Annotated in this window: 12 protein-coding genes; 4 read left to right on the forward strand and 8 right to left on the reverse strand. The window is 45.2% G+C overall.

The window, feature by feature from the left end:
- The first annotated feature begins 2 nt into the window (after window positions 1–2).
- Genes pilM through HY811_06060 form a run of 4 tightly spaced genes read left to right on the forward strand, consistent with a single transcriptional unit; the run spans window position 3 to window position 5,759 of the window.
- A complete protein-coding gene (pilM, locus tag HY811_06045) occupies window positions 3–1,712 on the forward strand; it encodes a pilus assembly protein PilM (protein ID MBI4834359.1) in 1,710 nt (569 codons plus the stop codon).
- Between the two features lie 15 nt (window positions 1,713–1,727).
- Window positions 1,728–2,504 carry a hypothetical protein gene (locus HY811_06050; GenBank protein MBI4834360.1) on the forward strand — a complete coding sequence of 259 codons (777 nt, stop codon included), beginning with the start codon at window positions 1,728–1,730 and terminating at the stop codon, window positions 2,502–2,504.
- A 9-nt stretch (window positions 2,505–2,513) separates the two neighbouring features.
- Complete coding sequence (locus HY811_06055; protein ID MBI4834361.1) at window positions 2,514–5,114, forward strand: tetratricopeptide repeat protein; 2,601 nt, start codon at window positions 2,514–2,516, stop codon at window positions 5,112–5,114.
- A 30-nt stretch (window positions 5,115–5,144) separates the two neighbouring features.
- Window positions 5,145–5,759, forward strand: coding sequence for a prepilin-type N-terminal cleavage/methylation domain-containing protein (locus tag HY811_06060; GenBank protein ID MBI4834362.1), 615 nt, complete (start codon window positions 5,145–5,147; stop codon window positions 5,757–5,759).
- 11 nt (window positions 5,760–5,770) lie between these two features.
- Here HY811_06060 and HY811_06065 read toward each other — a convergent pair whose 3' ends face one another.
- The 8 genes from HY811_06065 to HY811_06100 all read right to left on the reverse strand — a co-directional run bounded on the left by HY811_06065 (window position 5,771) and on the right by HY811_06100 (window position 14,476).
- Window positions 5,771–6,964, reverse strand: coding sequence for a tyrosine--tRNA ligase (locus tag HY811_06065; protein ID MBI4834363.1), 1,194 nt, complete (start codon window positions 6,962–6,964; stop codon window positions 5,771–5,773).
- 7 nt (window positions 6,965–6,971) lie between these two features.
- On the reverse strand, window positions 6,972–8,222 hold the full coding sequence (locus HY811_06070; GenBank protein ID MBI4834364.1) for a hypothetical protein: 1,251 nt from the start codon (window positions 8,220–8,222) through the stop codon (window positions 6,972–6,974).
- 13 nt (window positions 8,223–8,235) lie between these two features.
- Window positions 8,236–8,589 (reverse strand): 50S ribosomal protein L20, encoded by a 354-nt coding sequence (gene rplT, locus HY811_06075; protein ID MBI4834365.1) that lies wholly within the window; start codon window positions 8,587–8,589, stop codon window positions 8,236–8,238.
- Between the two features lie 138 nt (window positions 8,590–8,727).
- Window positions 8,728–9,576, reverse strand: a complete 849-nt coding sequence (locus HY811_06080; GenBank protein ID MBI4834366.1) for a ribonuclease Z — start codon at window positions 9,574–9,576, stop codon at window positions 8,728–8,730.
- A 13-nt stretch (window positions 9,577–9,589) separates the two neighbouring features.
- The gene (locus tag HY811_06085; GenBank protein ID MBI4834367.1) at window positions 9,590–10,669 is read right to left on the reverse strand and encodes a phosphotransacetylase family protein; all 1,080 of its coding nucleotides are present in this window, start codon (window positions 10,667–10,669) and stop codon (window positions 9,590–9,592) included.
- 51 nt (window positions 10,670–10,720) lie between these two features.
- Window positions 10,721–12,841 (reverse strand): acetate--CoA ligase family protein, encoded by a 2,121-nt coding sequence (locus HY811_06090; protein ID MBI4834368.1) that lies wholly within the window; start codon window positions 12,839–12,841, stop codon window positions 10,721–10,723.
- A gap of 10 nt (window positions 12,842–12,851) precedes the next feature.
- Window positions 12,852–13,310, reverse strand: a complete 459-nt coding sequence (rpiB, locus tag HY811_06095; GenBank protein ID MBI4834369.1) for a ribose 5-phosphate isomerase B — start codon at window positions 13,308–13,310, stop codon at window positions 12,852–12,854.
- Window positions 13,311–13,405: 95 nt separating this feature from the next.
- Complete coding sequence (locus tag HY811_06100; GenBank protein MBI4834370.1) at window positions 13,406–14,476, reverse strand: threonylcarbamoyl-AMP synthase; 1,071 nt, start codon at window positions 14,474–14,476, stop codon at window positions 13,406–13,408.
- Window positions 14,477–14,641 lie beyond the last annotated feature (165 nt).

Here is a 14,641-nt window from a genome sequence, read left to right on the forward strand (position 1 = left end):
ATATGTGGACAGGAATTGATATCGGCAGTTATTCCGTCAAAGTCGTGCAGGTGGCGCGGGCTTCATTGGTCCAGCCAAATGCCGTGAAGGTAATCGGCGCGGCACGCTGGTGTTTTGATTCCGCCGAATACGGCGAAATTAAACAGCTCGGACAGGAAACATCACCGGAAAACGAACTGAAAAACCTGGACGCGGTAAAGAATATCCGGACGGCCATCGCGAAGATTTTCTATTCCGGCGGCATCAACCCGAAACACTGCGTCATCGGTGTCGGGGGTAGGGAAATAAACCTCCGCACGATTCTTGTGCCTCCGGTCCAGGGAACACAGCGTTTGAACAAGCTGATGGAATACGAACTGGGCGAAATGTCCAGTAAAAGCGGCGCGGATTTCTACCAGGATTTCTGCCCCTTAAAATTTCCCCAGAAAAAATACCCGGAAATGCCCGTGCTCATCGGCTTGGCCAAAAAGGCGTACTTGGACGAACGGCTGAAGATACTCGCAAACACCGGGATATCAATATCCGATATTTACCCGGAACCGATTGCCCTGCTTTCCGCTTTGCTGACCCAGAACATCGTAAATCCGGTAGAAGTGGTGATGCTTTTGGATATCGGGGCGACTAATATAAACGTAATCATCCACCAGGGAGGAAATCTGCTTTTTGCGCGTAATGTCAGCGGCGGCGGCGCATTTTTTACCCAGGCAATCAAAGACGTAATGAATATTTCTTTTGCGCAGGCGGAATCATTGAAGTTGACGGAAACCAACCTAACTATGGCGCACCGGAGCCAGGCAAATCCGATTAACGCGGCGGTCTTGCGGGTGGTCGGGCAGCTGCATTCTTTATTCCAATCCAGCGTTTCTTTTTGCCGGTCACAATTAAAGACAGAAGACATTAAGATTGACCGGGTTCTGCTTTCCGGAGGCGGCGCACGGATAAAAGGATTGACCGACCATTTGGCATCCATACTAAAATGCCCGACTGAGGTATTTAACCCCTTCCAAACGATAGACCTCACTTTGATAGACGACGCCGCTCGGCAAAAAGTAACCGAAGAACCATCCGATATGGTAATCGCCCTGGGGCTTGCCTGTACTGCCATGAAAAAACAGGATGTAAAAATATCATTTCTGCCCGAACGGCTTAAGAAGAAAAAAAGGTTTTTCCAGGAAACCGTTTATTTTATCACGGCTATAACATTACTGGCGGCATCAATAATCGTATTGCTGTTTAACGTTTTAAATGAACGGCAATACCTGAAATCCGAGCAGGAAAAAATCAATCCTCTCCAGGCGGAAATAGTAAAACTGAAGAAAAACCTGGAAACGGCCAAACAGAAAAAGGATATTTTATATAATGAGTATGCGGCCTATTTTGCCGAAACGGAAAAAAAGAGCTTCTTTGCCAACACGTTGATGGTTATCAGTCAGTTGTTCCCCCAGAGCGCCCGGCTTTCGGAAATAAACCTCGGCAAAATATCCCAAGCTAATAATAAAACCGTTTACGACAGCAACGCAATCGTCATTAAAGGGCAACTGACTGATTATATGGCACAGGAAGAATTCCGCCAGTTTAAGAATAATATTAATAACAACACCATATACCCTTTATTAATCCGCCAGGAAGAAGAACAGTTGAGGGAAATAAAAAGCGGGCCCTCGAAAGGGAAGTGGGAATTCGAAGTGGTTATCAGAAAGAAAATGAATTGATACGTAACTATAAAGATGTTTACCGACTCTAAAAAACTGTTTGTTTTATCGGTCCTGTTAATCATCGCCTGGGTTTTTACCTATGCGGTGATAATAGAATCCATTAAAGAAACCAATGCCGAACTAAAAAGCGAGCTGGAAAACAATCGCGCAAAAGTCGGCTCGATAATCAGCAGGGCGGGCGGCATCGACGACAGCGTCCTAAAAAAAATATCCGAGGAACAAAAACGGATAGAAGGAAAGCTTTCCAAAATAAAGGAAAAAACCATGTTCCGCCCCCGGCCAGAATATACGGTCGATCTTTCCCAACCCGACTTGTTAATCAAATTCAATGTCCTTTTGGGGACGAAGTATTCGCGTTTGAAAAAGGTGGCCGCCGCCAAGGAAATAAAATTCCCGGCATCCTTCGGATTCCCAACCGAAAACATCACCGTTAATAATGTGCCTTCTTACTTTGAAAAACTGGATGTCATAGATCGCATCCTCACCCTGGCAATTGAAAAGGGCTGCCAGGAGATAATCTCTATTAACATGGAAAAAGGAATTAAGGATTTTTTGGATGCCGGGCTCCTTGATAATGGGTTTTTTAAAACTGATCTTGTTGTAATCAAGTTAAAGGCGAAATTCAAATCCGCCGCTGAAATTATCTATGCGCTTACCGAAAACATGGCCGAAGAGGAAGGCTTCCTCTCGATTCCCCGTATCTCACTGGAAAGCGCCGATTCGGAAGCCGATTTATTAACGATGACCCTGGCAGCGGGGGTGATAAAGAAAATCTCCGGTAATCAATGAGGATTTAAGATGAAAAAGCTTATTAACGCAAAAATGTTTTTCCTTGCGGGAATCATATTGATAATAACCTCGGTTGTGTTATCACGCCCTGACGAGGAAGAATTGAACGTAAAAACAACCGCCTCGAAAGAAATCAGCTATCAACCTTCTGAATTGTCCGAAGCTACGGAAGTTTCGGAGCAGTTTTTAGATTATCTTGAAACGGGGCGCAATCCTTTTATATCTCCGGTGAAACTGGTAAAAAGCGAGGCGCAGCTTGAATCGCCTCCCCCTATACCAAAACCGCTTTTCTTTAACCTGTTTTCCCCCTTGCCTGATGAAAATCATTATAACGCCTTTACTTTTTTATTACCGCTGAAAAACGATCCTCCGGATGCGACAACGTATAATTTACTGGCCAGCGATGATATCAAACAATTGATAGACGCAACCAAACCCAAAGAAACCGTTGAGGATAAAAAACCGGATGATCCGTTTCCGGATACGATTACTTTATGGGATAATACCGTCTTAAAAGGGAAAATTGTCCGTAAAGACGAAACCTCGATTGTTTTCCAAAAAGAAGGCGACACCATTACCATTACATACGATCTCAAAGCGCTTCGTAATGTTAACGAACATATGACCATAGAACAAAAATACCTGAAGCGCAAATCGGAAATCAATGACGCGGATGCTACCGCCCATGTTGAACTGGCACGCTGGTGCATGGAAGAAAAGCTAATTAGCCAGGCCTTATTCGAAATCAACCGGGCGATTAAAATCGACGCTACACAGCTCGATTATTATCTGCTGGCGGCTGGGTTATACCGACGAGTTATGGATACGGAAAACGAGATGAAGCTTTATAAAGGCGCTTTAAATACATCTCTCGTTAAAAAAGAAGCCATTTATTTACAGATGGGAGAACTATACGAAAAGCTGAATAGAATGCCTGAAGCGATAGAGGCCTATAACTCAGCGGTCAAAGCCGCCCCGAACCAGATAACGCCCCTGGTTAAACTCGGGAGAATGTATTATCAATGCGGTTATTACGAGCAACTTGAAACAGCTTATAGCAACGCCAGCCGGATTTCCACACGCGATACTGATGTTGCTCTTCTGGAAGGAATGCTTCTGTTTAAAAAAGGGGAACTTTCCAAAGCAGAAGAGCGTTTGAACGAAATCCTGGATGACAATTCCGGCGAGGAAGAATGGAAACTTGAATTCCACAAGGATGAAATTTATTCAACACTCGGAGTTATTAACGTCCTGCAAAAAAACTACAACAATGCGTCCAAATATTTCTATGCGGCAATTGAAAACGCACCTTACAAAGCTTCCGGATGGATTAACCTTGCCGCTCTTTATTTAATGTCCAGGGATTATACGACGGCGGAATGGCTTATAAAAGAATCTATGGAACGTGCACCTGTTTCGGCAATGCCCTACCTTGCCGGAGCATACGCCTTGTGGGGGCAGAATAAAACAGATAATGCCTTGAAATCCCTGCAGGACGCTTCCAAAATGGAAACTGACAATATTTTAATAAATTTCGCCCTGGGGCAGTTTTATTTCTCAAAAGGAGATTTCAGCCAGGCGCAGAAGATATTCTCTGAAATCATTAAAAGAAAGCCCCTGATTCCTGCTTGCCTGTATTACCTGGGATTATGTTCTTTTTACGCCAATAATTTTCCCGAAGCGGCTATCTATTTTAAAGTCTACCTGACCAAACTGGCCAACGAAAAACCTTCACCGGCCGATTATTCAATGACGGGCATAGCTTATCTGTCCGCAAAACAAACAAACACCGCCCGTTTTTGGTTTGACCAGGCCCTTGCAATTAACCCCCAATTCGCGCCGGCTTTAAACGGGATAGGTTACATTGAATATTTATCTAAAAACACGGAAAACGCCATCAATCAGTTTAAAAAGGTGCTTGCCTTATACCCGAACGATGCCTATGCTTCCGCCTCGTTAACCGCAATTGAGGAGGCCGAAACCCAAGTTGCCTGGCCCGACCCATTTGACCGCCCCGATAATACGACCGTTGGCGAAGGATGGACGGAACATGATGAAAATTATAATGTAGAAATCGAGATATTCAACAGGCAATTAAAATTCAGCGGCATCCAAAAAAATACCGTCAACGGAGTAAGCTATATCGAGCGCATAAGCGCCGCTAATGCCCTTGTCCGTTTTGACTGCGAGTTAAACATAAAAGAAATGAATCGGGGAGGAGCGGGTATCTTTCTTGCCGCCAAAGATAGTGCTTCAGGGGCAAAGCAGGGCGTTTTATTTTACGGAATATTCCTCTCCGGAAATAAATATCGCTTGGGGTGGCAGGCTTCCGGTTCGGCCGACGTGGTTTCCGATAAATGGAACGAAATCCCGGTGGCCGAGCTGCCGAATGATTATCTCAAACTTTCCATCCGCAAAGCAACCGGTTCTGACAAACAACTGGAATTGAAACTCCTCTTAAATGATGTCGTCGTTGCTTCAATTGTATCATCCAAAATCCCATCTGTTAGCCGGGCAAAGATTTTTGCCTTAGGCATTTATGGATACGCCCCTATAGGAACAACATGGGAGTTGTTGGCCGATTCCGTAAAAGTAATCGAGAAAAGATAATATGAACCATCTTTTCAAAGGAGGGTTGTCATGAAAAAGAGTTGTGGTTTTACTTTGCTTGAAATGCTCGTCGTAATTAGCATTATTGTCTTGCTTGCCGCTATTTTGATCCCTAATATCTTTAAAGGGAAAAAAGATGCCGATGTCAGCGCAACTAAAGCTGAGATAATGAAGATAAAAGGAATGCTTGAACAGTATAAAAACAAATGGGGTGATTATCCCCCGACTTCGATCGCGGGCTTTACGGATGGCAACAATTTAAACCAAGGGGTCGAAACCCTTGTCGCCTGCCTGGCAAACACATCTAAAGGCGGACCGTTCCTGGATTGGCAGGAAAAACGCTACAGCAATTTCGATGATGATTCAACTTCAAAAACGGATTTAACCTGGCGTTTTGGTGATAACAAGCTTAGGGAAATTGCCGATCTCTGGAGACAGCCATTCGTTTATTTCCATGCACGTGATTATGCCGCCCCGGGGGCGTATGCTAATTACCAAGGACTTGACGACCTTGCTTTCTCCGCCGCCCCGCAAATGAGCTCGGAAACATCCACTTATCACAATCCGGAAGAATACCAGATATGGTCAATAGGCCCGGATTGTGAAAACCAAAACGGCACGGGAGATGATGTTTCTAACTGGTAAAGATTTGCCGATTATACCTTAATCCGGCAGAAGCGGTTTTTCTTGCCGACTTTAAGTATCATTCCGTTTTTAACGACCACTTCAGATTCCGGATCGATTACTTTTTCGTTATCGATCAATACCGCCCCTTGGCTTATAAGCCGAGTCGCTGCACTGGTTGATTCCGCCATTTTGCATTTGGTTAGCAATTTAGGGAGCCAGATTTTTCCGGATTTCATATCTCCTGGTCCGAGTTGTATTTCCGGTATGTCATTGGGCATTTCTTTGCGGCTAAAAACCCGTATGAATTTATCGGCTGCTTCCTGCGCTTCAGCGGCTGTGTGATAATTGGTGACTATTTCCCTGCCCAAACGCATTTTGGCATCGCGCGGATGCTGCTTCAAGATGCTTTCGATCTCCGCCATCTCGATTCCGGTAAGCAGAACGTAATAATCTTTCATCAGGCTATCCGGGATAGACATGGTCTTACCGAACATATCAAAAGATGGCTCGGTTACACCTATATAATTGTCCAAAGTTTTACTCATTTTATTAACACCATCCAGACCGACCAGCAAAGGAGTCGTCAGTGCGATCTGCGGGGCAATTCCTTCAGCACGCTGCAAGTCCCTGCCCACCAAAAGGTTGAAAGTCTGGTCTGTCCCGCCCAATTCCACGTCTGCCTTCACCGCCACTGAATCATATCCTTGCATCATCGGATACAGCAATTCATGCAATCCGATCGGAGCCCTTTCCCTTAATCTTTTAGAAAAATCATCCCGCTCTATGAATCGGGCAACCGTAACCTGTGAAGTTAGCTGAAGAATATCCTTCATTTGCAATTTTCCTAACCATTCGCTATTCCGTCGCAACTCAAGCTTTTCGGCCTTAAGAATTTTCCCAACTTGCTTCATATATGTCTCGGCGTTAATTTCTATTTCATCCGCGGTCAATTGCGGACGAGTTTTTACTCTGCCGGAAGGGTCTCCGATTAACGCAGTAAAGTCCCCGATGATTAACACCGCCTGGTGTCCCAAATCCTGGAACTGGCGTAACTTCCTTAAAACAACCGTATGGCCCAGATGAATATCCGGCGCTGTCGGGTCAACCCCCAGCTTTATCCTTAAAGGACGGTTTAGTTTAAGCTTTTCAATAAGTTCTGATTCGGAAAGGATATCAACCGCGCCTCTTTTAAGTATTTCCAGCTGTTTCTGCCATTTTTCCATAAATTACCTATCTCTTTCGTTCTTTCCACCACTGTCGCCAAGCTTTTTCATCTATCTCCAGTGGTAATCTGGTAATATGTTTCAACGAAGTCATCACGGCTCTTCTGGATTCCTCAGGAAAACTATCCAATGAACGCATCAATAATTCTATTGCCTTATCCTTGTCTTTTTCGGGGACTAGCAGGGCGCATAAAAAAATATCTATCGGAATCCCCCCGTCCAGCGCCTGGGCCAGGCAGGGCAAAGGGTCTTTCAACACTTTTTCCACACTCGGAGGAAAAACGCGGATAGTTGCCGGCAATGAAATTATTCTTTTAATGGCTTCATTAGAGCCCGATTTTATCTTGGAGGCTTTTATTTCCGTCCAAATGTCATATGTCCGGTAATATATGCTGGTCGGACTATCTTTGGATGTATCTATTGTAAACGTATGTTCCCAAATCTCCTGCGGGTTAAGCTTAATGGAATTTACCGGAAGTTTTTCGTCGGTAACATCGGTCGTGCTTACATAATCGCCCAGAGGGCTGTATTCCGCGAAAGTCCGATTTATCATCATGAAAGGATTTGCCCCTAGGTTTATTTCCAATGGGTCCAAAGACACATTTTCCATCTTGAACGTAACGAATATTTTGTCACCGATTTCATATATATCTTTTGGCGTCCGCAGTGTTACCCGGACAACGCTTTTCTGAATGATTTTCTCCTCGCACAAAATGCGAAACAGTTGTATTTTCTCGCGGAACGAAACTTTTGGCTCAAGCTTGTTTATGGCATTGATTGTATCCAGCGCTTCCTGGTATTGTTCTTTCTGATAAGACTGCACCGCCTGCAGGTATTTGGAATAAAAATATTTTTCAATAACGGCAACTTCCTTTTCCGAAGAAACACCGATTAATTCCTGCCATATTTTCAGGTTCGCCTTGATTTCATCCGCCGAAGGCAGTTGGAATGCATGTATCTGGCTAACCAGCTCCAGATAAATCCCTTTATCTTTCAGCTTATCAACCAGGAACGGAATAGCCGGCAACCCGATCTCTTTCAGTTTCTGGAAAGCCGCCTTGGCTTGGGCACTATCTTGGCTTTCTAGTTTCGCGATAAGTTCGATGATTTGATTTGTTTGGCTGATTAATTGTTCGCTCTCGGTTTGCTTATCGTCCTTTTGGAGAGGTTCGGGTTTCTTGTCTTTACCGGTGTCTTGCGCCCACAAAAAAGCGGACGCAACAAGGAAACAACCGATAAGAATCAAGCGTTTAGCCATAACATACCTGGAATTAAAGGTGTGCCCGTGCTGTTTTGACTAACTTTTCAAATACGTTCGGCTGGTTAATCGCCAGCTCTGATATTACCTTACGGTTAAGGTCAACTTTTGCTTTCTTTAAACCCTCTATAAACCGGCTGTATGAAATGCCGCTGGTTTCAGCCGCGGCTGAAATACGGGTAATCCAAAGCCTGCGGAAATCGCGCTTTTTCTGCTTGCGCCCCCTGAAAGCGTCGCGCCCGGCTCCGGTAATGGTTTCCTTCATGCTGCGGTAAAGCCGTCGCCTGCCGCCGACATAGCCTTTGGCTTGTTTCATCATTCGAACCTTACGGCGATGTCTTGGAACGTTGCTGACTGCTCGTGTCATATAGCCTCCTTTAAAATATATTCCCGGTTATTAATAAAGGATAGAATGTAACATAATCAACCACCTAAATCAAGAAAAATAAATGAGCGGCTCTCTGGTTCCGGCCTTTTTAGAAGGCTTGCCGCAAAAAGGAAATGGTTATATTTCTAGCTTTTTAAAATCATGGGCCAGTTGCACGCGACCGGTTGCGATTTCCGGATATGACTGTTTAACCTGTTTTAAAAGGTCAAATTTATCGGCCACTTCATAGATATGGGTTAGCAACACCTTTCTCACGCCCGATTCTTTCACAATTCCGGCAATCTTTTTGGGCGTTAAATGAAAAGGCATTTTTATCTCGTCGGAAGTGGAACATTCGGTAATCAAAAGATTCGCTTCTTTAGCAAGCTTTACGATATTAGGGCAATAATCCGTGTCGCCTGAATAAACCACGGATTTCTTTTTGTTTTCTATGCGGTAACCGACCGAATACTTTTCATGCACCATTTCGGCCGTTTTTAAAGACCACCCCTCGAATTTCATTTCATTATTAAGCACCTCCTTGATTGTTAAGGGGTAAGACGAAGCCTCCACCCATGAACCGTAGAGCGCTTTTATTTTCCCAAGGAATTTCTTGAAACCGCGAGGGCCGAAAATAAAAAGCGGTTTGGAGCGGAAGCCTTTTCCGCCAGCGTTAATAAACCGGTTAAGCTCTCCGGGCAGGTTTTTCTTAGCCACCACCTGATACTTCGCGCAGAAAAGGAAATCTGTTAAATCAATGGTGTGGTCGGGATGGAGATGCGAATAAAAAATGATGTCGATATCATTGGTTGTCAGACCCATTTTAGCCAGCTGACGCATGGAACCCGGACCTGAATCCATCAGGATATTGAGTTTGCGTATTTTCCCACTACCGGGAAAAGCTCCGGACAGGCTGACAACAATTCCCGGAGAAGCACGCTCTTTGCGCGGGAAGCCGGTTCCGCTTCCAAGAAAGGTTATTTGCATATTACATATTTCACTATAATTTCAGCCGTTTGTAAATCATTTTCGTATTTATATGCGAGGTTACCGCCCGGATTGCCTCTTTCACTTTGGATGGGGTCGCTAATCCTATATGCTTTGCCAAGGCGTCTAATTTGTTCATTGTTCGCATGATATCATACGGGACGACTAGGACCGGCACCTTTAATTCTTCGGCGCGGGAAAGGATAATATCACTTGGATAAAGCTTGTCCGTAAGAATAAGGCATTTCAGAGGCATCTCCAAAGCAGCCAACTGGATATCCGAGCGGTCGCCGCTCGTAACCACGGCTTGGCACTTTTCCTTGCGGAAAAGCGCAAGTGAGCTTTCCACGTTTGCCACGCCCATGCAAAATTGTTCCACCATATTATCCAGCTTTTCCTTGCCGGCAATTAATTCGCCCTGCAAAGAATCCCTGATTTCCCCTAGCGATACGGCATCAAGGGCGCGTTCTTGCGGAATGATTCCCAGAACCGGGATATCCTCGTTTTTCAGGTACGGAATCGCCTTGGTTTTTATGGCATTAAGCTTGGCAGGAGGAACGGAATTAAAGACTACGCCAATCAAAAGATTTCCCAAAAGTTTTTTAACGCTGATAAAATTATCTACGGATTCTCCCAGGTTTGTGAATTTATCTATGATAATAGTATGCCAGTTAAAGTCTTTGATAAGGCTGATTTCAGTCAACCCGAAAATACCACCCCGGTAAAACCTGCCCAACCCTTTGACAAGAACAACATCCTTTGTCTCGGAAAGAGTGTTAAAGGCGTTGCGGACGCGGTTATACAACTCCTTTTTTACCGCCTCTTTTCCTTTGAGAGCAAGGCTCCGGTCAACAAGCGAATCGCTGAGAAGCACCGGGCAATTTACGGCCGGCTGGAGAGGAAGCCCCAAATGCTGGTGGAAAAAGACGATATCGGCATCGGTTATCGTCCGTTCAAAGCGGTGCGGTTTATTCCCAATCGGCTTAAAGAAACTTAGCTCATATCCGCTTTGCTTTATCTTGTGGCCCAGGCCGACCAGCAAAAGATTCTTGCCCGCAAAATCAGAACTGGAAGAAATGCATAATGTTTTCATAATTATCTCCTTGCTTTTAATTCTTTAACCTTTGAACCTTTAAACATCGTGTTACAGCCAATCCGCTCCTTTCAAAGAAAGCCTCGCATCCAACGCCATACCACCTTTCCCGTCCTCAAACACCTTAAAGGGATTAATATCCAACTCGCTTATTTGAGGGAAGTCGGTAACAAGCTCTGCCAGGCGTAGGATAGTCTCTTTTATCGCATCGATATCCGATCGCGCCTCACCGCGCACTCCGGACAATATCGGATAACTCTTTATCTCTTTTATCATGGAAAGCGCCTCAGGTTCGGTTAGTGGCAGGACGCGGAACGAAACATCTTTTAAAGTTTCCACATAAATACCTCCCAACCCAAACATCAAAAGCGGTCCGAACTGCGGGTCGCGCGTCATCCCGATAATTATTTCCTTGCCGCCGGTCACCATCTTTTGGATGGAAACGCCTTCAATTTGCGCCGAAGGAACCCGTGACTGCGCGGTAATAATAATCTCGTCGAATACCACCTTTGCTTCTTCCGCATCGGCAATATTTAACCGGACCCCGTTGACATCGCTTTTATGAATAATATCCGGTGAAACTATTTTCATAACTACTGGGAAACCGATTTGCTTCACCATCTGTCCCGCTTCGTTTGCCGTCCGTGCAATCAGGTTCTGGGGCACTTTTATTCCGTAAGCACCGAATATCTTTAAAGCCGCTTCCGCCCCAAGTTGAGAATGCCCATTGATAATCGCGGTATTGATAATCTTGCTGGCAAGGGGTTTATTTACACTAAACCGTTTGATAATCTGTTTTACCGGCTGTTGCCGGATATTATAATAACGCATAGCCGCTTCGAAGGCAAATATTGCCTGCTCCGGCATCTGGTAATACGGAAAATGCGCTGCAGAAAGAATCTTAATCCCTTCGGAAGCGAATTCTCCTCCCATAAAAACGGCAAATATCGGCTTGGGCGATTTGTGGGCAAGTTTAATAATCGTATGCGCCAATTGAGCCGGGGGCAACTGGCTTGTCGCCGGAGTATATATAACCAAAACTCCATCCACTTTAGGGTCTTTTAATACCGTGTTTATCGCGAATGTATAACGTGCTTTATCGGCATCGGCAATCAAATCAACCGGGTTATAAATTGCCACGCCGGGCGGCAAATTGCGCCTTAAGGTTTCAACAGTCTTGTTACCGAAAGGCGCCAGCTCTAAAACAGGTGATTTCTCCAAGGCGTCGGCTGCCAGGATTGCCGGACCGCCTGAATTGGTTACTATCCCGATATTCGGCCCTTTTAATAATTTAGTTTTAATAAACGCCTTTGCCGCATCAAAGAGTTCCAGCAGTGTATTGACGCGGATAATGCCGGATTGCCTGAACGCCGCCTGGTAAGCCGCATCGCGCCCTGCCAGCGAACCCGTATGTGAGGAAACCGCCCGCGCGCCTGCCTTGGTTGTTCCACCTTTTACCATGATAATCGGTTTCTTGCGGCTGACCTTGCGCCCAATTTTCATGAACTCTATCCCGTGTTCTATCCCTTCCAGATATCCCAGAATCACTTTAGTTTGGGGGTCGTTTTCCAGGTGTTTCAGAAGTTTTATTTCATCCACGTCAATTTTATTGCCCAGTGATATCAATTTTGATAAGCCAATTCGTTCTTTTATCGTCCAGTCGAGTATCCCCATGGCAAGCGCTCCGGATTGGGAAAAGAATGTAATTTCTCCCTGGCGTGGGATCTTCGGAGTGATGGAAAAGGTAGCGTTCATAGAGGCAGAGGTTGAAATCAAACCCACGCAGTTTGGTCCTATCAGGCTGATTCCATATTTCTTTGCAACAGCCTGTATTTCTTTTTCCATTGCTGCACCTTGGGGACCTGTTTCCTTGAATCCGGCGGTTATTATAATGCCGGCTTTGGCGCGCTTGGAAATACAATCCTTTAAAGCAGGCAATACGTACGGCGCCGGGATGGAAAACACCGCCATATCAATATTGCCGGGAATATCACTGGCCGAAGGATAGCATTTAAGAGTAAGAATGCGTTTGGCTGAAGGGTTAACCGGATAAACCTTACCGTCAAACTTGCTTAAAATAATATTGCGCAGGACAATATGCCCGAGTTTGCCTGATTCGCGCGAAGCACCGATGACTGCAATACTTTTAGGATTAAATAAATATTTAAGCATATAGAATACTCTATTTCAGCTTCTTCACCCTTCGCTCATGCCTCCCTCTTTCAAACGGGGTTGCTATCCACACCTTGATAATCGCCTTGATTTTATTCATGGGAATCAGGCGTGCGCCCAAACAAAGGAGATTTGCATTGTTATGGCGGCGTGAAAGTTCGGCAGTGGTTTTATCATAACAGTTTGCCGCCCTTACGCCTTTGATTCTATTCGCCGCAATGCACATCCCCATTCCGCTGCCGCAGACAAGTATGCCGAAGGTAAATTTCTTCTGAGCCACGGCACGGGCAACCTTATATGCGTAATCTGGATAATCCACAGATTCTTCTGAATACGCTCCGAAATCACGAACTTTCGCAAGAAAGCGATGCCCCGACGAACGTCGGGATTTTCTTAAAGTTTTTAAATACGCCTTAATTTTTTCTTTCACCTGCCAGCCTGCGTGGTCTGAACCGATTGCTATTTTCATATATTTCCTTCCTCTCACTACCGAGCTACTAAGAACGCCCGACTAATTTTGAATAAAATTATTTCTCCTTCTCTGTGTCTCTGCGGCTAAAAACATTATTTATCGTTTATTATCTTATTCAACACATTTTCCAACCCGTTTTTTATCTTGAATGCTGCCTGCCGGTACTCTTCCAGTCCGCCGCCAATCGGGTCGCTGATATCCTCCCCTGAAGGATCAAGCATAAATATCTTTTCTGCCGCGGCGGGCTTCCAAGCGACCAGGGCCTTAAAATGCTCGCGGGTCATCACATAAATATAAGATGCCCCGTTTAAGAGGTCTAAGGTAACCGGCTGAGAACGGTGTTGCAAAATATCCGCCCCGTATTCTTTTAAAACCGTTACAGCTTTTTCTGAGGCGGAAATCCCGTATCCAGCGGCAATTCCTGCTGAAAGTATTTTATAGCCTTTTCTTTCCAGTTCAGGCTCAGCTACACCCAATTTGCCGGAAAGCATCTTCCTGAATAAGCCTTCCGCCATCGGACTCCTACAGGTATTGCCCGTGCAGACGAACATGATGATCTTGGTAAGAACAGGCTGTAAGTCTTCTTTTGCGATAGAACCACCGCGGATAATTTCCCATTTATTATCCTGGGTAACCTTTATGACCGTGGAAGAAACGCCGTAAAAGGCAGGTCCGCTGTCTATGATTATATCAAGCTTACTGCCGAAGGAATCAATAACCGGCTTGGCCTCTTTGGGAGGCGGCTGGCCGGCTAAATTAGCGCTTGGGGCAATCACCGGCACACCGCAAAACCTGATTAAATCCCGCGCAACCGGATGGCTCGGAAACCTTATCCCAATCGTTTTATCGCTGTCATCATCCAGGACAAGCGTCAAGGGACCGGGCCAGAAAGCACGGGCTAATCGCTCTGCCGTCTCCGGCGGGTTTTTGGCTAATTTATAAAAATCATCTATGTCGGAGATGTGATAGGTAAACGGACGGTTCATAGGGCTTTTCTTAAGCTTTCTCAAGCGCTCCACGGATTCCGGCATATCCGCATTCACTGCAATGCCGTAAACCGTTTCCGTAGGAAAGGCGACCAGACCACCCTTACGCAAGGCGTCTGCCGCAGGTGCAAGCTCGGATTGACTGTAATTCTTGGGGTCTATTTTTATTATACGCATGGTGATAATAAACTATACAAAAATCAGGAAAGTTCGGCAACATTTAACGGATTTAGTTTAGGGAAAAATTAATAGCCTTGCATCACCTTAAATATCCGTAGACATCCCCTATCCCCACCCTGGTCAAATGTTAAAATAAGGGTGCAAAAAGGCTTGTTTGGGGTA

Source organism: Planctomycetota bacterium, from assembly GCA_016207825.1.
Classification (GTDB): Bacteria; Planctomycetota; MHYJ01; order JACQXL01; family JACQZI01; genus JACQZI01.

Coding starts and splice junctions, on each gene's coding strand:
- pilM (MBI4834359.1), top strand. CDS start 3: ATGTGGACAGGAATTGATATCGGCAGTTATTCCGTCAAAGTCGTGCAG.
- HY811_06050 (MBI4834360.1), top strand. CDS start 1,728: ATGTTTACCGACTCTAAAAAACTGTTTGTTTTATCGGTCCTGTTAATC.
- HY811_06055 (MBI4834361.1), top strand. CDS start 2,514: ATGAAAAAGCTTATTAACGCAAAAATGTTTTTCCTTGCGGGAATCATA.
- HY811_06060 (MBI4834362.1), top strand. CDS start 5,145: ATGAAAAAGAGTTGTGGTTTTACTTTGCTTGAAATGCTCGTCGTAATT.
- HY811_06065 (MBI4834363.1), bottom strand. CDS start 6,964: ATGGAAAAATGGCAGAAACAGCTGGAAATACTTAAAAGAGGCGCGGTT.
- HY811_06070 (MBI4834364.1), bottom strand. CDS start 8,222: ATGGCTAAACGCTTGATTCTTATCGGTTGTTTCCTTGTTGCGTCCGCT.
- rplT (MBI4834365.1), bottom strand. CDS start 8,589: ATGACACGAGCAGTCAGCAACGTTCCAAGACATCGCCGTAAGGTTCGA.
- HY811_06080 (MBI4834366.1), bottom strand. CDS start 9,576: ATGCAAATAACCTTTCTTGGAAGCGGAACCGGCTTCCCGCGCAAAGAG.
- HY811_06085 (MBI4834367.1), bottom strand. CDS start 10,669: ATGAAAACATTATGCATTTCTTCCAGTTCTGATTTTGCGGGCAAGAAT.
- HY811_06090 (MBI4834368.1), bottom strand. CDS start 12,841: ATGCTTAAATATTTATTTAATCCTAAAAGTATTGCAGTCATCGGTGCT.
- rpiB (MBI4834369.1), bottom strand. CDS start 13,310: ATGAAAATAGCAATCGGTTCAGACCACGCAGGCTGGCAGGTGAAAGAA.
- HY811_06100 (MBI4834370.1), bottom strand. CDS start 14,476: ATGCGTATAATAAAAATAGACCCCAAGAATTACAGTCAATCCGAGCTT.